The organism is Pseudomonas sp. BNK-15 (assembly GCF_047456105.1).
Taxonomy (GTDB): Bacteria; Pseudomonadota; Gammaproteobacteria; order Pseudomonadales; family Pseudomonadaceae; genus Aquipseudomonas; species Aquipseudomonas putida_E.
Genome location: NZ_CP179898.1, coordinates 3,219,765 through 3,236,797, shown reverse-complemented (window position 1 = coordinate 3,236,797; position 17,033 = coordinate 3,219,765). Strand labels below are relative to the sequence as shown.

At 59.1% G+C, this 17,033-nt stretch carries 10 protein-coding genes and 3 rRNA genes; 2 read left to right on the top strand and 11 right to left on the bottom strand.

All coding sequences use genetic code 11. The features are described 5' to 3' along the window. The first annotated feature begins 54 nt into the window (after positions 1 to 54). Both ACMGF5_RS14775 and ACMGF5_RS14770 read left to right on the top strand, forming a co-directional pair. On the top strand, positions 55 to 975 hold the full coding sequence (locus ACMGF5_RS14775; RefSeq protein ID WP_115273008.1) for an EamA family transporter: 921 nt from the start codon (positions 55 to 57) through the stop codon (positions 973 to 975). Between the two features lie 24 nt (positions 976 to 999). Beyond that, positions 1,000 to 1,917 carry an aldose 1-epimerase gene (locus tag ACMGF5_RS14770; protein ID WP_414156912.1) on the top strand — a complete coding sequence of 306 codons (918 nt, stop codon included), beginning with the start codon at positions 1,000 to 1,002 and terminating at the stop codon, positions 1,915 to 1,917. 2 nt (positions 1,918 to 1,919) lie between these two features. Here the strand turns inward: ACMGF5_RS14770 and ACMGF5_RS14765 are convergent, their stop codons facing one another. The 11 genes from ACMGF5_RS14765 to ACMGF5_RS14715 all read right to left on the bottom strand — a co-directional run bounded on the left by ACMGF5_RS14765 (position 1,920) and on the right by ACMGF5_RS14715 (position 16,841). Continuing rightward, positions 1,920 to 2,816, bottom strand: a complete 897-nt coding sequence (locus tag ACMGF5_RS14765; RefSeq protein ID WP_414156911.1) for a LysR family transcriptional regulator — start codon at positions 2,814 to 2,816, stop codon at positions 1,920 to 1,922. Between the two features lie 51 nt (positions 2,817 to 2,867). Further along, positions 2,868 to 4,898, bottom strand: coding sequence for a pyridoxamine 5'-phosphate oxidase family protein (locus tag ACMGF5_RS14760; protein ID WP_414156910.1), 2,031 nt, complete (start codon positions 4,896 to 4,898; stop codon positions 2,868 to 2,870). Between the two features lie 27 nt (positions 4,899 to 4,925). Continuing rightward, positions 4,926 to 5,549: a glutathione S-transferase family protein gene (locus ACMGF5_RS14755; RefSeq protein WP_161872278.1), complete on the bottom strand. Its 624-nt coding sequence runs from the start codon at positions 5,547 to 5,549 to the stop codon at positions 4,926 to 4,928. 174 nt (positions 5,550 to 5,723) lie between these two features. Continuing rightward, complete coding sequence (locus ACMGF5_RS14750; RefSeq protein WP_414157857.1) at positions 5,724 to 6,287, bottom strand: UPF0149 family protein; 564 nt, start codon at positions 6,285 to 6,287, stop codon at positions 5,724 to 5,726. A gap of 81 nt (positions 6,288 to 6,368) precedes the next feature. Next, positions 6,369 to 7,358: an asparaginase gene (locus ACMGF5_RS14745; protein WP_174142613.1), complete on the bottom strand. Its 990-nt coding sequence runs from the start codon at positions 7,356 to 7,358 to the stop codon at positions 6,369 to 6,371. Then, entirely contained in the window at positions 7,355 to 8,509 is a 1,155-nt protein-coding gene (locus ACMGF5_RS14740; RefSeq protein ID WP_414156909.1) for a hypothetical protein, read from the bottom strand. Before ACMGF5_RS14740 ends, ACMGF5_RS14745 begins: the two co-directional genes overlap by 4 nt. Before the next feature lie 10 nt (positions 8,510 to 8,519). Then, entirely contained in the window at positions 8,520 to 9,416 is an 897-nt protein-coding gene (locus tag ACMGF5_RS14735; RefSeq protein WP_414156908.1) for a nitrilase family protein, read from the bottom strand. Positions 9,417 to 9,921: 505 nt separating this feature from the next. Continuing rightward, the gene (locus tag ACMGF5_RS14730; protein WP_039604766.1) at positions 9,922 to 11,565 is read right to left on the bottom strand and encodes an acetolactate synthase large subunit; all 1,644 of its coding nucleotides are present in this window, start codon (positions 11,563 to 11,565) and stop codon (positions 9,922 to 9,924) included. Between the two features lie 282 nt (positions 11,566 to 11,847). After that, positions 11,848 to 11,963: ribosomal RNA gene (rrf, locus tag ACMGF5_RS14725) — 5S ribosomal RNA — on the bottom strand. A 131-nt stretch (positions 11,964 to 12,094) separates the two neighbouring features. Continuing rightward, a 23S ribosomal RNA gene (locus tag ACMGF5_RS14720) occupies positions 12,095 to 14,986 on the bottom strand. Positions 14,987 to 15,304: 318 nt separating this feature from the next. Continuing rightward, positions 15,305 to 16,841: ribosomal RNA gene (locus ACMGF5_RS14715) — 16S ribosomal RNA — on the bottom strand. The 16S, 23S and 5S rRNA genes sit together here, the layout of an rRNA operon. Positions 16,842 to 17,033 lie beyond the last annotated feature (192 nt).

Here is a 17,033-nt window from a genome sequence, read left to right as displayed (position 1 = left end):
CAGCGATGGGCTGCGCAACAGCCTCCTGAACACACCTGCAAATGGATCATGCACATGGCTGTCGCTGCTTCTGTCTCCCTTTTCCCGCGCAAGCTGGCGGTCGCGCTACTGGCGCTGCTGGCCTGCTCGTTCGCCGGCAACCACATTGCCGCGCGCATCGCCTTCGATGACGACACCGGCGTGCTGTTGGCCATCCTCTGTCGTTCCGGCATCACCTTCCTGGTGCTGGCCAGCCTGGTGCTGTGGCAGCGCCAACCGCTGAGCCTGCCGGCTGGCACGCGGCACTGGCAACTGCTGTTGGGCCTGTTGATCGCTACCCAGAGCCTGTGCCTGTACTCGGCCGTGGCGCGCATTCCGGTTGCCTTGGCGCTGCTGGTAGGCAACACCTTTCCGATGCTGCTGGCGCTGCTCACCTGGGCGCTGGGCGGCGCTCGCCCGACCGGCCGCACCGTGCTGTTCATGGGGCTGATCCTGTGTGGCCTGGTGCTGGCGCTGGATGTACCTGGGCGCCTGGCCGATAACGGTGAGGCCAACCCGCACTGGCTACTGGGTGTGGGCCTTTCGTTCTGCGCCGCCTGCGTGTTCGCCTGCGCGTTGTGGATCACCGACCACAAACTGGCTGCCGTTCGCGGCCCGGTGCGCAGCTTGCTGACCCTGCTGATCGTGTTCGCCAGCATGCTGGTGGCGGGGGCCAGCGGGGTGATGCCCTCGGGGTTGTCGCTGCCGGCCAGCGCCAGCGGCTGGACGGCCTTGGCCAGCCTGGTGGTGCTGTATGGCGTGGCCTTCACCTTGCTGTTCGTCTGTGTGCCACGGCTGAACATGGCGCAGAACGCGCCAGTGATGAATATCGAGCCCATCGCCACGTTGCTGCTGGGCTGGGCGTTGCTGGATCAGCGCCTGGGCACCTGGCAATTGGTCGGCGCCGCCGTGGTGGTGTGCGGCATCGTGCTGCTGACCTACCGTCGGGCCAGCTGACCCGCTTTGTGAAAGGAGCCGCTGATGGCTGTCACCGAACTGCAGCTGCAAGACCGCCTGACCCGCCTGACCCTGGCGCCCGAGCTGGGCGCCAGCCTGATCAACTGGGAGGTGAAGGCGACCGGGCAGGCGCTGTTGCGCCATACCGATCAGGCAGCGCTGGCCAGCGGTACACCGCGCCAGCTGGGGTGCTACCCGTTGGCGCCCTGGTCCAACCGTATTGCCGAGGGTGGTTTTGCAAGGCCCGAGGGTTGGCTGGCCCTGGCGCCCAACACCGCACACGACCCGTATCCGATTCATGGCACCGCCTGGCAGCAGGCCTGGCAGGTGGCTCATCACAGTGAGCGAAGTGCAAGGCTGACGCTCCAGAGCAGCGTGCCGTTCGCCTACCGGGCGGTACTGGATGTGCATTTGCATGAAGGCCGCCTGAGGCTTGACCTGCAGGTAACGCATCTGGATGAGCCCGCTACCTGGTATGGACTGGGGTTGCATCCTTACTTCCCGCGCTACCCTGACACCCGCCTGCAGGCAGCAGCGCAGCACGTGTGGCTGGCCGAAGAGGGGCGGTTGCCGTCGTACACGGCAGCGGTGCCTCGAGACTGGTGCTTCGATGCACCGGCCTGCCTGCCGGGCACCGTGGTCGACCATGCGTTCGGCGGGTGGGCCGGGGACTGCGTGATCGAGCAACCCGGGGCCGGTTATCGACTGGTATGCAGCGCCAGCGGTGCCGAGCATTTCTTGCTGTTCTGCCCCCAGGACAAGCCGTTCTTCTGCTTTGAACCGGTCAGCCATCCAATCAATGCCCATCACCTGCCGGGGCAACCGGGTTTGCGCTTGTTGCGCCAGGGTGAAGAAATGAGCCTGGGGTTCAGCCTGGAGTACCAGGCGATCCAGACGGTTGTCAGCGAGCAACCGCAACCGGGCGAACCGAAGGCAGGATGACTTCAGTCCAGCCCTTGGGCCCGCAGCTCATGCGCCAGCAGGTCGACGAACATGCGCACCTTGGCTGAACCATGCTTGCTTTCGCGGTGCAGCACATGGATCGGCCATGGGGCTTCCTCATAGTCGGCCAGTAGCACCTGTAACTGCCCGCTGGCGACCTCGTCCACCACCTGATAGGACAGCAACCGGGCAATCCCCAGCCCGCCCACCGCCGCTGCGATCGCACCGTCGTTGCTGGTCACGGTGAGCCTGGGCTTGATGCGCACCAGGGTCGGTTCGTCCGTCACGCCGAAGCGCCAACCGGCACGCGGCGAGAGGTTGGTGGTGGCGATCACCGCATGCGCCGGCAAGTCCGAGGGGTGCTGCGGCACACCATGGCGCGCCAGGTATTCAGGCGAGGCGCAGAGCATGCGCCTGACCCTGCCTACGCGCAGAGCCTTGAGGCCGGAGTCGGGCAGCGGACCGATACGCACCGCAACGTCCATGCCCTCCTCGACCATGTTGACGATGCGGTCGAGGAAGTAGGCGGATACGTCCACCTCGGGGTACTGCTGCAGATAACGCACGATGCTCGGCATGACGAATTTCTTGCCGAACAGGATGGGCGCGGTGACGGCCAGTTCGCCTTTGGGCGTGGCGTTGATGCCGGCGGCGGCCTCGTTGGCCTCAGAGATGCTGGCGAGGATGTGGCGGGTGTCCTCCAGATAGCGGCCACCCGCCTGGGTCAGGCGCACGCTGCGCGTGGTACGTAGCAGCAGTTTGACGCCGAGCATGTCCTCAAGCGCGCTGACCGCGCGGGTTACTGCAGCGGGCGAGATGTCCAGACGGCGGGCGGCAGCAGCGAAGCTTTCCAGCTCGCCTACCGCGACGAACACCTTCATCAGGTGAATCTGGTCCATGCCGGCTCCTGAGTATCGTGGGTAGAGATTATCTGCTATCTGCAGGCAGCATCAAATATCCAGTACCAGCGCCTGCCCGCCCTCCTGCGCTTTGCCCGGCACCGCGCAGCAGATCAGCACTGTCCCCGCTTCCGGCATCTGGGCAGGCGGGTTCGGGTAATGCACCTGCCCGCTCACCACCTTGGTCTTGCAGGTGCCGCACGAACCGCCCCGGCAGCTGAAGTCCGGCGACAACCCACGGGCTTCGGCAAGTTCGAGCAAGGTACCACCGCCCGGTGCCCAGCGCGCCTCCTTAGCCGAGCTGGCAAAGTACACAGGCACTGGCTCGCTGGCAGCCGGTGGCTGCTGCAGCGTCGGCTGGTCGTCATCGGTATGACGCCTGAGCGTCGACGGGCCGAAGGCTTCTGCATGAATGCGCTTGTCCGGCACATGTATGGCGCGTAACCCTTCATACAGGTCCTGGGTAAAGCTGGCCGGCCCACACAGGTAGAAGTCATAGTCATCCAGCGCCAGCTTCGCTTTCACCTGCTCGATCGCCAGGCGCCCGGCATGTTCATAGTCGCGTCCTGGCACTGCGTCGTCCTCCGGCTGGCTTAGGGAGCGATGCACACTCAACAGGCCACCTGCCTGCTCGGACAACGCGGCCAGTTCCTGCTGAAATGGCAAGTCAGCGAGGCGGCGGGCGCCGTGGAACAGGTGAATTCGCCGCGTCTGCTGCCGGGCCAGCTGCTCGCGCAACATGGCGATCAGCGGGGTAATACCTACGCCTGCACCAATCAGCACGATGGGCCTTGTACTGTCGCCGTCCAGGGTAAAACTGCCCATGGGCAGCCGCACGTCGAGCAGGTCGCCCACGCCGACCTGTTCGTGCAAATACCGCGAAGCCGCACCCTGGGCCTTGACGCTGATGCGCAGGTGGCCGTCCGATGGCGCGCAGGACAGGCTGTAGGTGCGAATCAACGGCGTGTCGCCACCCAGCGGGAGCCGCACAGGGATGTGCTGGCCTGGAGCAAAGGTTACCGGCACATCGGCCGCCAGGTAGAACGAGCGGATGTCCTGGCTCTCCTGCACCACCCGCTCAACACGCCAGGCCAGCCATTGGCGCTGCCGCTCGCGCTGCTGCCGGCGCTGCTCGACCTCGGCCCAGGTCCCGGTCATCAGGCTGGTCGGTGCGTATTCCTCAAAGGCCCAGCGTAGCGACACGCCAGCCCGGCGCAGCACGATGTGTTCGACCTGAAGCGTCCATAGCCGCTCGGCGCCGTCGAAGTCTTTGATCAGCGGGCTGTCGAGCAAAATCTCGGTGCGCCCCGTCACTTGCAGCACGTTGCCGTTGCTGAAATCGACGAACAACAACCCTGCCTGCGGATTTTCCAACAGGTTGCCGAGGGTATTGAAGTGCAAGTTGCCGGCATAGTCGGGGATGGTCAGGCGGTTGCCGTCGACCTTGACGAACCCGGCCCGGCCGCCGCGGTGCGAGACATCCACAGCGCGATGGCCGTCTTGGTGGTCAATGTAGCTGGCGACAAAGAAGGTGTCTGCCTGCTCGATCATCGTCACTGCGTGGGTATCCAGTACGCTGGAGTCCAGCCTGCCCTGCGGCGGCTCATCGACACGCGTGTAAGCGCGCAACTGGATGTACTGGGGACAATTGCCGAAGGCGTGCTCCACCATCACCGCCAGCGGGCCACCGCTCCCTTGCTGGATAAGCCCGTTGATGCGGTTGCGCCGGCGGCTGTGCAACTCGATGCCGAGCAGGCCGACAGCACCGCCTGCGCCCAGGCCTGGCGTTGCCGGGTCGTCCCTGGCGAGGTGGGTGTCGATCAGCAATTGCCGTGGGTCGGGCGAGCTGACGAAGCCTTCGGGGCCTTCAAGCAGCGTCGCCCACGGTTTGCCCTGGGCGTCCACGGCGCCTGCGACCAGGAACGGCAGTTGCCGGTAGAACTCGCGGTGCTGGTCGGGCATGTAGTCACGGATGACCTTCTGCCCGAATACCTCCATGCGCTGCGCCACACCGGCCTGCTCCTGCAGCCGTTTTTCGCCAACGTGCCAGGGCGAGGGTCGAGGGTCAGGGGTTTGTTGCATGGCGGCGTTCCTCGGTTGGATTGCGGCTCAGGCGTTGGCTTGCAGGCCTACGGCGGTACGTGGCATGGCGACGAAGCCTGGCAGCGCTTCGATGCGTGCCAGCCAGGCGCGTACGTTGGGGTACGGCTCCAGCGAGACGTTGCCCTCGGGGGCATGGGCGATGTAGGAGTAGTTGGCCACATCAGCGATGGTCGGCTGGTCGCCCACCAGGAATGGCGACTCGGCCAGTTCGCGGTCCATCACCTTGAGCAAGGCGTGGGCGCGACCGATGACTTCGTCGGTGTTGAATGAGGCGCCAAACACTGTAACCAGACGGGCAGCGGCCGGGCCGAAGGCGAGCGGCCCTGCGGCGGTGGACAACCAGCGTTGCACACGGGCAGCGGTGACCGGGTCATGGGGCAGCCAATGGCCGGCTTTGTCGTACGTGCTGGCCAGGTAGACGAGGATGGCGTTGGAGTCGGCAATGACAGTACCGTTGTCATCGATCACCGGCACCTGGCCGAGGGGGTTGAGGGCGAGGAATTCCGGCTGCTTGTGCGCGCCCTTGGCCAGGTCCACGAACACCAGTTCGGTGGGCAGGTCCAGCAGCGACAACATCAGCTCGATGCGATGGGCATGGCCGGACTTGGGGAAGTTGTAGAGTTTGATCATGGTCTGTGCTCCAGGGTCGGCACCGGCGTGGTGCTGGTGGAGCACATGCTGCGCTGAATCGCTGAATTGCAGAATCAGTGCTGGGGGAAGATCATAATTTCGCGATGCGAAATAATCACTGGGTACCCAAGGCCCGTGGGCGGGGCAGACCCAAAAGGGCCCCGCCCCATCGGGTCAGTGGCGCTGCTGCTTCTGATACCGATACAAGCCCTTCGCCGCTGCGACCACATGTGGCACGCAGGCCTGCAGCTCATCGAAACTCATGGTATCGAGCAGCTCGAAGTTATCCTCCAGCCCGTGCAGCGAAATAGCCTTGAGCAATTGATCCTGCTCGGGCGGAAGGTCGCCCCATTGTGCGATCTGGGTAGCGCGCATGTAGCCAAAGCACCACTCTTCCATGATGATCGCCGGCCCTTCCTCGCTTTCACTTTCTTCGAACACCGGCTCGAAGCCGTCGACGTTCTGCGCAAGCTGTTCCGCCACCTGGTGGGCATAGCGCAGCATCAGTGCCGTATAGGCTTCTTCATGGGCAGGCTTCTTGAACTTCGGCACCTTGCCACCGGCGACCGCAGGCAACCACTGCTCAGGGTTGACCCGCGACGGCGAGCTGGCCAGGCCGGTGAAAAAGCCGTTGAGCTCGGCAAGGTTGAGTACCGAATAGTCGTTGCCGTAGGTGATCAGCAGGTCTTCCAGGCGGTGGAGTTCTTTTTCGCTGAGGGGGGGAGCATGGTTGCACATCCTGAAAAGCAAAAGTGTGTGCACCCTATCACAGCGACGGGTCAAGGGCTGCCCACAGCCACAGAGCTGCGGGCAGTTACCCTATTGGGGTAGCCAGGTGCACAGCGACGACTGTTGCCCCGTGCCGAGTAGCAGCCACAACAATATTCGACACTTGCGCGGGCAGAGTTGTCCGGCCATGTGTACGCCTTTGGACTGCAAGTCGATCTCGGCCCCCGCAAAACCATAGGTGGCCCGAGCGGTGGTACCACTTCCGGTGCGGGTAGCGACAATCACCGGCAGGTTCGCCGCCAGCTCAGCCAACACATCGGACCAGACGCTGGAAACGTGCCCGGCACCAAACCCGGATATGACCAGCCCCTCGAAGCCAAAGGCCGCAACAGCCTGCAGCAAGGTTGTATCTGCATCCAGGCAAGCTTCCAGCAGCGCAACCCGATGCCCGACGCGTTCGGGGAGCGGTAGCACCCTGCGCGGGCAAGGCGGTTGACGATAAACCGCCAAGCCTTCTACGAGTTCACCAACGGGGCCACTGCCAGGCGACTCGAACGCGGCCATCGACAGGCTGGCAGTCTTGCGTACCCGTGTTGCGCAGTGGATCTGGTCGTTGATCACTACCAGCGCACCTCTTCCCCTGCTAGCGTGAGCCAGAGCTACCTGCGTCGCCGCCAGCAGATTGGCCGGCCCATCGCTCCCCGGCTGGCTGGGCGGGCGCATTGCACCGGTAAGCACCAGCGGTGCGTCGAAAGGCCAGAGCAGGTTGAAAAAGTACGCCGTCTCCTCCAGCGTATCGGTCCCCTGAGTGAGTATCACTGCCTGCGAGCCACCTTCGATTTCAGCGCGAGCCCAGGCCAGCACATCCAGAAGCATCACGAAACTCAGTGAGGCACTAGGGACCAGGCACAGCGTGGCCACTTCAAGGTGCGCCATCTCGCGCAAGTGGGGTAACGAGGCCAATTGCCTCTCACAGTCGAGACTTGGCGTCACCCCCCGCCCTGATGCATCAGCCTGCATGCTGGCTGTTCCTCCCAGGCTGGCAATCGACAAGCGAGGCAAATTTTCAACTTCCGTCATACGCCAACTCCCGTAACAAGCCCGACCAGCGGCACGATACCTAATGTACTGATGGCCATGGATAGAACGTTACCGATATAGCCATGCATATGGCTCGGTAACCGTTGGCTGATGGCCACAGCCAACGGCGGTGCGATCAGCGCGCCCAATACTGCGCTGAGCATGACCACCTGCCAGCTACCGCCATGGGTCAGCACCGCGGCAGGAACAACCGACACAATGGGAATGTAGGTGGGATACCAGCCACGCGCTTGCCACTGGCGACGCCAGATCACTACACCAACCAGTGAAGACAACCCCTGCCCGGCCACCAGCTGAACAACCAGTTGCGAGCCATAGGCGGGTGCAGCGGGCGCTAGCATGTAGGCGGCCAGCACACCCAGCAAGAGCCCCAGACTGGCCAGTTCATTTCCGAAAAATGGCCCTTCGCTGAAATCGGCCAAAACTCGCCTGAGTGACCAGACCACGCCATAGTCCGGGTTTGGCGCAACAGCCTGCAACGTCTCGGGCCTGCGGCCGCGCTCGACCAGCGATGGAAAGCGCCTGCACAGCATGAAAGCCATCACGCTTGCTACAGCCATCCCGCTGACATTGCCGATCACGGTAGGCAACTGCAGGGGGTAGCACAGGTAATTGACCAGCAACAGGCTGGCTGGTGCTACCAGCAGTGCGCCCAACACCGCACCGGTGATCGTCACCTGCCAGCCGCCACCAAACAGCAGAACCATGGCAGCAGGCAGCGAGACGAAGGCGACGAACGTGGGTTGCCAGGCGCCACTGGCCAAGGTCCAGCCCCACAAGGCATGACTGAGCAGCAAGCCAAGCAGCGAGCTGATGAAAACCCAGGGCCACAAGCCACTGCCATAACAGATGGCGAAGCCCTGGCAACGGTAGCCACGGATATAGGCCCAATGCGCCAGGCAAGCGCCGAGCAGCAAGCCGAGGGCGGGTAGTTCATGCTTGTAAAAAGTGACTTCGCTGATGTCTGCGACTATCCAGCGCAGGCGGCTCAGTGGCTGATCAAGTGTCGCGGTCAACTGTGCATAATCCGGCCATTGACCAAGCACCAGGCTGGCAGCCAGCAATACTGTCAGGCTGGCCAGCATCAATGCTGGGATCAATTGCTGAGGCGAAATGAGTTTAACCTTCATTTCCGTCTCCTCAGCGTGGCATCGGTGCATGCATGCGATAGCCGAGCGTGGCGTCGTAAAGATCTGTACGCCGGTCTCGCGGCAAGTCGTTGAGGCTGTTCCAGATTGGCGCCGAACGGGCTGCGCTGAGATCGACATCGGCATAGAGGATGGTTTCGTGATCTGCGCTGGCCGTTTCACCGATGGGCCATCCGTTGGTCCCGGCGATCAGCGAACAACCCAGAAAACGGCCTCCCCGCTCGCTACCGATTCGGTTGGCGGCGGCGATATAGACATTGTTGACGTGTGCTGCCGTCATGGTGAGGTATGAAGCCATGCAACGTCCGGCAGCATCGAACAGCGGTGGTGGCGTCCATACCCAGTTGTTCAGGCTGCACAGGATGTCGGCACCTTGCGCCGCCATCAGGCGTGGGACCTCGGGAAACCAGATATCCCAACAGATCAACAAACCTATACGCCCGATGGGCGTTTCGAAGACTGGGAAGCCCAGGTCGCCGGGGGTGAACCACAGCTTTTCCTGATTCCACAGGTGGGCCTTGCGGTAATGCCCAAGCATCCCCTCAGGCCCGAACAGCACTGCACTGTCATAGAGTTTCAGACCATCGCGTTCCGCGAAGCCTGCGGCCAGATAAACCTGTTGTTCCTGCGCAAAGTCCGCCCACGCCTGCAGGCTGGCCCCGTCCTGTAGCGTCTGGGCATGAGCATAGGCTTCGGCACGCGACTGAAAGGTATAACCGGTGTTTGCCAGTTCAGGCAGCACAATCAGGTTGGCACCTTCGCGAGCAGCTCGCCGGGCCAGGGCCAACCCGTGTTTCAGGTTGCCATCGCGATTGTCTAGCCCAACCTGAGGGTCGTACTGAATGACGGCGATTTTTACCGGGCTTATGGGGAGGCATAGTTCGGACATGGCGGCTTCCTTTTTTGGTTGTTGTGGAAGAGCGCCAGTAAAACGGGGTCAGGCTGGGGAGCGACAGTCAGCGCACTCCCACAGACCTGTAGGAAAAACGAAGACCTCCGGTAAGACTTATCTACCTGATAGCCACGGATTCCATTACCTACAGAATCTGATAATGCGGGTAATCAAAGGTGAAATCGATCATCCAAACAAAAGGTCTGGTGGTTTCGGGAAGCGCGCAGCCCAAGGTTGCGAGGTTGAAGGAGGCTCAATGGCCAGTTTGGCGGGGTGGTTGTATGACGATCCAATCGTCATGTTCTCGTGTTCTCCATGGGGCTTGAGAACCTGAATGGTGAATAGCGAGATCTGAGCGGTGGTGAATATATGCGCGCCAACGAGCGCAGGCCCTGCTCTGTAGAGCCTGATCGCCGGCAAACCGCCCCACTTGCCAATCACTGGCCAAAGAGACCAGTGATATTCCCGTGGGAACAGCTTGCCGGCGATCGGGCCTTAAGGCTTACACCGCCAGCGCGCGCTCACGCAGCTCGCTGTTGAGGATGCGGTCGTTCTCGCTGTAGTCGACCGGGCAGTCGATCACGTGCACGCCCGGGGTCTTGATGCAGTGCTCGAGCAGCGGCAGCAAACCTTCGGCGCTTTCCACGCGGTGGCCATTGGCACCGTAGGCTTCGGCGTACTTGACGAAGTCCGGGTTGCCGTAGTCCAGGCCGAAATCGGTGAAGCCCATGTTGGCCTGCTTCCAGCGGATCATGCCGTAGCCATCGTCACGCAGGATCACCACGGTAACGTGCATGCCCAGACGGACTGCGGTTTCCAGCTCCTGGCTGTTCATCATGAAACCACCATCGCCACACACCGAGATCACCGGGCGGTCCGGGTACACCAGGTGCGCTGCCATGGCCGACGGCAGGCCGGCGCCCATGGTCGCCAGGGCGTTATCGAGCAGTACGGTGTTGGGCTTGTGGGCCTTGTAGTTGCGCGCGAACCAGATCTTGTAGATGCCGTTGTCCAGGGCGACGATACCTTCGGACGGCAGAACACGACGGATGTCGGCAACCAGGCGCTGAGGGTAGACCGGGAAGCGGTCATCGTCGCCGCCTTCGGCGATCTGGGCTTCGTTGGCTTCACGAATCGCCATGAGGCGGGTGAAGTCCCAGTGCGAGGTGTCGCCCAGGCCTTCAGCGATCTGCCAGACGGCGTTGGCGATGTCGCCGATCACTTCAACCTGCGGGAAGTACACGGCGTCGACTTCGGCGGAACGGAAGTTGATATGGATGACTTCGGTGCCGCCACGGACCATGAAGAACGGCGGCTTCTCGATCACATCGTGGCCGATGTTGACGATCAGGTCAGCCGCTTCGATCGCACGGTGCACGAAATCACCGGACGACAGCGCAGCATTACCCAGGAAGCGCGGGCTGCGCTCGTCAACCACACCCTTGCCCAGCTGGGTGGTGACGAACGGGATACCGGTCTTATCGACCAGTTGCTTGAGGACCTTGGCGGTCATCTTGCGGTTGGCGCCGGCACCGATCACCAGGATAGGGCTGCGGGCGGTGCGCAGTTTCTCGATGGCAGCTTCGATAGCCACGTGCTCGGCCAGCGGACGGCGGTGCAGGCTGCGCGGGATCGGCATGGCATCGGTCTGCTCGGCGGCGATGTCTTCCGGCAGCTCCAGGTGCACGGCGCCCGGTTTTTCTTCTTCGGCCAGGCGGAACGCTTCACGCATGCGCGAAGGGATGTTGTCGGCCGAGGCGAACTGGTGGGTGTACTTGGTGATGGGGTCCATCATGCCGCACACATCGATGATCTGGAAGCGGCCCTGCTTGGACTTCTTGATCGGCTTCTGGCCGGTAATCATCATCATCGGCATGCCGCCCAGGTAGGCGTACGCACTGGCGGTTACCAGGTTGGTCGCGCCAGGGCCCAGGGTCGACAGGCTGACGCCGGTCTTGCCGGTCAGGCGGCCATAGGTGGCTGCCATGAAGCCCGCAGACTGCTCGTGGCGGGTCAGTACCAGCTTGATCTTCGACTTGCGCAGGGATTCCAGCAGGTCGAGGTTTTCCTCACCAGGAATGCCGAACACATACTCGACACCTTCGTTTTCCAGGCATTGCACAACGACATCGGCGGCCTTGGCCATCTTGCTTGTAACCTCAGTTGTATAGGACGGTGAAGGTCCAGAAATGCGCAGCACGGCACGCTGGCATCGCTATGTTCGGGCGCGAGGATGCCCCGAACCTAAGCCTTGACGCAGCTTGGGCAGGGCAAAGTCACGTAAACGAACAGGAATAATTGTCGCACCCTTCGGCGCTTTTGCGCAGGTGCGAGAGGGACAAAACATCTTTGCCTGGAGAAAGGTGTGCGAATATCGGAAAGACAAAACCCCTACCTGCTCGCGCAGATAGGGGTTTTGCGAAATGAATCTTGACGATGACCTACTCTCACATGGGGAAACCCCACACTACCATCGGCGATGCATCGTTTCACTACTGAGTTCGGGATGGGATCAGGTGGTTCCAATGCTCTATGGTCGTCAAGAAATTCTGTAGCCAGAATGTCCAGATGGACAGCCCAGCAAATTCGGATATGCGATAGTTGTGATGTTGCGAACTTTCGGTTCTTTCGTCTTCACCACCACAATCTGCAGAAGCAAATTGCTTGGGTGTTATATGGTCAAGCCTCACGGGCAATTAGTATTGGTTAGCTCAACGCCTCACAGCGCTTACACACCCAACCTATCAACGTCGTAGTCTTCGACGGCCCTTTAGGGGATTCAAGATCCCAGTGAGATCTCATCTTGAGGCAAGTTTCCCGCTTAGATGCTTTCAGCGGTTATCTCTTCCGAACATAGCTACCCGGCAATGCCACTGGCGTGACAACCGGAACACCAGAGGTTCGTCCACTCCGGTCCTCTCGTACTAGGAGCAGCCCCTCTCAAATCTCAAACGTCCACGGCAGATAGGGACCGAACTGTCTCACGACGTTCTAAACCCAGCTCGCGTACCACTTTAAATGGCGAACAGCCATACCCTTGGGACCGGCTTCAGCCCCAGGATGTGATGAGCCGACATCGAGGTGCCAAACACCGCCGTCGATATGAACTCTTGGGCGGTATCAGCCTGTTATCCCCGGAGTACCTTTTATCCGTTGAGCGATGGCCCTTCCATACAGAACCACCGGATCACTAAGACCTACTTTCGTACCTGCTCGACGTGTTTGTCTCGCAGTCAAGCGCGCTTTTGCCTTTATACTCTACGACCGATTTCCGACCGGTCTGAGCGCACCTTCGTACTCCTCCGTTACTCTTTGGGAGGAGACCGCCCCAGTCAAACTACCCACCATACACTGTCCTCGATCCGGATAACGGACCTGAGTTAGAACCTCAAAGTTGCCAGGGTGGTATTTCAAGGATGGCTCCATGAGAACTGGCGTCCCCACTTCAAAGCCTCCCACCTATCCTACACAAGCAAATTCAAAGTCCAGTGCAAAGCTATAGTAAAGGTTCACGGGGTCTTTCCGTCTAGCCGCGGATACACTGCATCTTCACAGCGATTTCAATTTCACTGAGTCTCGGGTGGAGACAGCGCCGCCATCGTTACGCCATTCGTGCAGGTCGGAACTTACCCGACAAGGAATTTCGCTACCTTAGGACCGTTATAGTTACGGCCGCCGTTTACCGGGGCTTCGATCAAGAGCTTCGCTTGCGCTAACCCCATCAATTAACCTTCCGGCACCGGGCAGGCGTCACACCCTATACGTCCACTTTCGTGTTTGCAGAGTGCTGTGTTTTTAATAAACAGTCGCAGCGGCCTGGTATCTTCGACCGGCATGAGCTTACGGAGCAAGTCCTTCACCCTCACCGGCGCACCTTCTCCCGAAGTTACGGTGCCATTTTGCCTAGTTCCTTCACCCGAGTTCTCTCAAGCGCCTTGGTATTCTCTACCTAACCACCTGTGTCGGTTTGGGGTACGGTTCCCAGTTATCTGAAGCTTAGGAGCTTTTCTTGGAAGCATGGCATCAACCACTTCGTCGCCTAAAGGCAACTCGTCATCAGCTCTCGGCTTTGAGATCCCGGATTTGCCTAAGATCTCAGCCTACCACCTTAAACTTGGACAACCAACGCCAAGCTGGCCTAGCCTTCTCCGTCCCTCCATCGCAATAACTGGAAGTACAGGAATATTAACCTGTTTTCCATCGACTACGCTTTTCAGCCTCGCCTTAGGGACCGACTAACCCTGCGTCGATTAACGTTGCGCAGGAAACCTTGGTCTTTCGGCGTGCGAGTTTTTCACTCGCATTGTCGTTACTCATGTCAGCATTCGCACTTCTGATACCTCCAGCAAGCTTCTCAACTCACCTTCACAGGCTTACAGAACGCTCCTCTACCGCATCACCAAAGGTGATACCCGTAGCTTCGGTGCATGGTTTGAGCCCCGTTACATCTTCCGCGCAGGCCGACTCGACTAGTGAGCTATTACGCTTTCTTTAAAGGGTGGCTGCTTCTAAGCCAACCTCCTAGCTGTCTAAGCCTTCCCACATCGTTTCCCACTTAACCATGACTTTGGGACCTTAGCTGACGGTCTGGGTTGTTTCCCTTTTCACGACGGACGTTAGCACCCGCCGTGTGTCTCCCATGCTCGGCACTTGTAGGTATTCGGAGTTTGCATCGGTTTGGTAAGTCGGGATGACCCCCTAGCCGAAACAGTGCTCTACCCCCTACAGTGATACATGAGGCGCTACCTAAATAGCTTTCGAGGAGAACCAGCTATCTCCGAGCTTGATTAGCCTTTCACTCCGATCCACAGGTCATCCGCTAACTTTTCAACGGTAGTCGGTTCGGTCCTCCAGTCAGTGTTACCTAACCTTCAACCTGCCCATGGATAGATCGCCCGGTTTCGGGTCTATACCCAGCGACTAAACGCCCTATTAAGACTCGCTTTCGCTACGCCTCCCCTATTCGGTTAAGCTCGCCACTGAATATAAGTCGCTGACCCATTATACAAAAGGTACGCAGTCACCTAACAAAGTAGGCTCCCACTGCTTGTACGCATACGGTTTCAGGATCTATTTCACTCCCCTCTCCGGGGTTCTTTTCGCCTTTCCCTCACGGTACTGGTTCACTATCGGTCAGTCAGTAGTATTTAGCCTTGGAGGATGGTCCCCCCATGTTCAGACAAAGTTTCTCGTGCTCCGTCCTACTCGATTTCATTGATAAGAGATTTTCGTGTACGGGGCTATCACCCACTATGGCCGCACTTTCCAGAGCGTTCCACTAATCTCAAACCAACTTAAGGGCTGGTCCCCGTTCGCTCGCCACTACTAAGGGAATCTCGGTTGATTTCTTTTCCTCAGGGTACTTAGATGTTTCAGTTCCCCTGGTTCGCCTCTTGCACCTATGTATTCAGTACAAGATACTCAGCTTATGCTGAGTGGGTTCCCCCATTCAGAGATCTCTGGATCACAGTCTGTTTGCCGACTCCCCAAAGCTTATCGCAGGCTACCACGTCTTTCATCGCCTCTGACTGCCAAGGCATCCACCGTATGCGCTTCTTCACTTGACCATATAACCCCAAGCAATCTGGTTATACTGTGAAGACGACATTCGCCGAAAATTCGCATGTTGCTCTTTCGAGCAGAACTCACAAATTTTACCTTAGCCTGATCCACCAGCAGTGAAACTGGTGTTCAGTCTATTTCTATCACATATCCGAATTTTTAAAGAACGATCTGACAAAAGTCAGAAATCAACATTCAAGCCGAATGTTCATTTCTGAGTTCTGATCAGGAACAGCGCTGGACCTATATTTAGGTCCTGATCGCCTTCGACAATGAATCAAGCAATTCGTGTGGGAGCTCATCAGCAGGCTGATGTCGTCGATTAAGGAGGTGATCCAGCCGCAGGTTCCCCTACGGCTACCTTGTTACGACTTCACCCCAGTCATGAATCACACCGTGGTAACCGTCCTCCCGAAGGTTAGACTAGCTACTTCTGGTGCAACCCACTCCCATGGTGTGACGGGCGGTGTGTACAAGGCCCGGGAACGTATTCACCGCGACATTCTGATTCGCGATTACTAGCGATTCCGACTTCACGCAGTCGAGTTGCAGACTGCGATCCGGACTACGATCGGTTTTGTGAGATTAGCTCCACCTCGCGGCTTGGCAACCCTCTGTACCGACCATTGTAGCACGTGTGTAGCCCAGGCCGTAAGGGCCATGATGACTTGACGTCATCCCCACCTTCCTCCGGTTTGTCACCGGCAGTCTCCTTAGAGTGCCCACCATAACGTGCTGGTAACTAAGGACAAGGGTTGCGCTCGTTACGGGACTTAACCCAACATCTCACGACACGAGCTGACGACAGCCATGCAGCACCTGTGTCAGAGTTCCCGAAGGCACCAATCCATCTCTGGAAAGTTCTCTGCATGTCAAGGCCTGGTAAGGTTCTTCGCGTTGCTTCGAATTAAACCACATGCTCCACCGCTTGTGCGGGCCCCCGTCAATTCATTTGAGTTTTAACCTTGCGGCCGTACTCCCCAGGCGGTCAACTTAATGCGTTAGCTGCGCCACTAAAATCTCAAGGATTCCAACGGCTAGTTGACATCGTTTACGGCGTGGACTACCAGGGTATCTAATCCTGTTTGCTCCCCACGCTTTCGCACCTCAGTGTCAGTATCAGTCCAGGTGGTCGCCTTCGCCACTGGTGTTCCTTCCTATATCTACGCATTTCACCGCTACACAGGAAATTCCACCACCCTCTACTGTACTCTAGCTTGCCAGTTTTGGATGCAGTTCCCAGGTTGAGCCCGGGGCTTTCACATCCAACTTAACAAACCACCTACGCGCGCTTTACGCCCAGTAATTCCGATTAACGCTTGCACCCTCTGTATTACCGCGGCTGCTGGCACAGAGTTAGCCGGTGCTTATTCTGTCGGTAACGTCAAAACACTAACGTATTAGGTTAATGCCCTTCCTCCCAACTTAAAGTGCTTTACAATCCGAAGACCTTCTTCACACACGCGGCATGGCTGGATCAGGCTTTCGCCCATTGTCCAATATTCCCCACTGCTGCCTCCCGTAGGAGTCTGGACCGTGTCTCAGTTCCAGTGTGACTGATCATCCTCTCAGACCAGTTACGGATCGTCGCCTTGGTGAGCCATTACCCCACCAACTAGCTAATCCGACCTAGGCTCATCTGATAGCGCAAGGCCCGAAGGTCCCCTGCTTTCTCCCGTAGGACGTATGCGGTATTAGCGTTCCTTTCGAAACGTTGTCCCCCACTACCAGGCAGATTCCTAGGCATTACTCACCCGTCCGCCGCTGAATCAAGGAGCAAGCTCCCGTCATCCGCTCGACTTGCATGTGTTAGGCCTGCCGCCAGCGTTCAATCTGAGCCATGATCAAACTCTTCAGTTCAATACTGCTTGGGTTTTTAAGAAACCCTAAACTTGGCTCAGCAATCTCAAATGACTATGTGATTTCTCGCATGGTCACTTGTGATGCTGATAATCTTTCTGACTATCAGTCCATACTCACAAGCACCCACACGAATTGCTTGATTCGATTTGTTAAAGAGCGTTTGATTAAGAGCTTTTCGTCTCAACCGAG

Coding starts and splice junctions, on each gene's coding strand:
- ACMGF5_RS14745 (WP_174142613.1), bottom strand. CDS start 7,358: ATGACGGAAGTTGAAAATTTGCCTCGCTTGTCGATTGCCAGCCTGGGA.
- ACMGF5_RS14755 (WP_161872278.1), bottom strand. CDS start 5,549: ATGATCAAACTCTACAACTTCCCCAAGTCCGGCCATGCCCATCGCATC.
- ACMGF5_RS14770 (WP_414156912.1), top strand. CDS start 1,000: ATGGCTGTCACCGAACTGCAGCTGCAAGACCGCCTGACCCGCCTGACC.
- ACMGF5_RS14740 (WP_414156909.1), bottom strand. CDS start 8,509: ATGAAGGTTAAACTCATTTCGCCTCAGCAATTGATCCCAGCATTGATG.
- ACMGF5_RS14760 (WP_414156910.1), bottom strand. CDS start 4,898: ATGCAACAAACCCCTGACCCTCGACCCTCGCCCTGGCACGTTGGCGAA.
- ACMGF5_RS14775 (WP_115273008.1), top strand. CDS start 55: ATGGCTGTCGCTGCTTCTGTCTCCCTTTTCCCGCGCAAGCTGGCGGTC.
- ACMGF5_RS14765 (WP_414156911.1), bottom strand. CDS start 2,816: ATGGACCAGATTCACCTGATGAAGGTGTTCGTCGCGGTAGGCGAGCTG.
- ACMGF5_RS14730 (WP_039604766.1), bottom strand. CDS start 11,565: ATGGCCAAGGCCGCCGATGTCGTTGTGCAATGCCTGGAAAACGAAGGT.
- ACMGF5_RS14750 (WP_414157857.1), bottom strand. CDS start 6,287: ATGTGCAACCATGCTCCCCCCCTCAGCGAAAAAGAACTCCACCGCCTG.
- ACMGF5_RS14735 (WP_414156908.1), bottom strand. CDS start 9,416: ATGTCCGAACTATGCCTCCCCATAAGCCCGGTAAAAATCGCCGTCATT.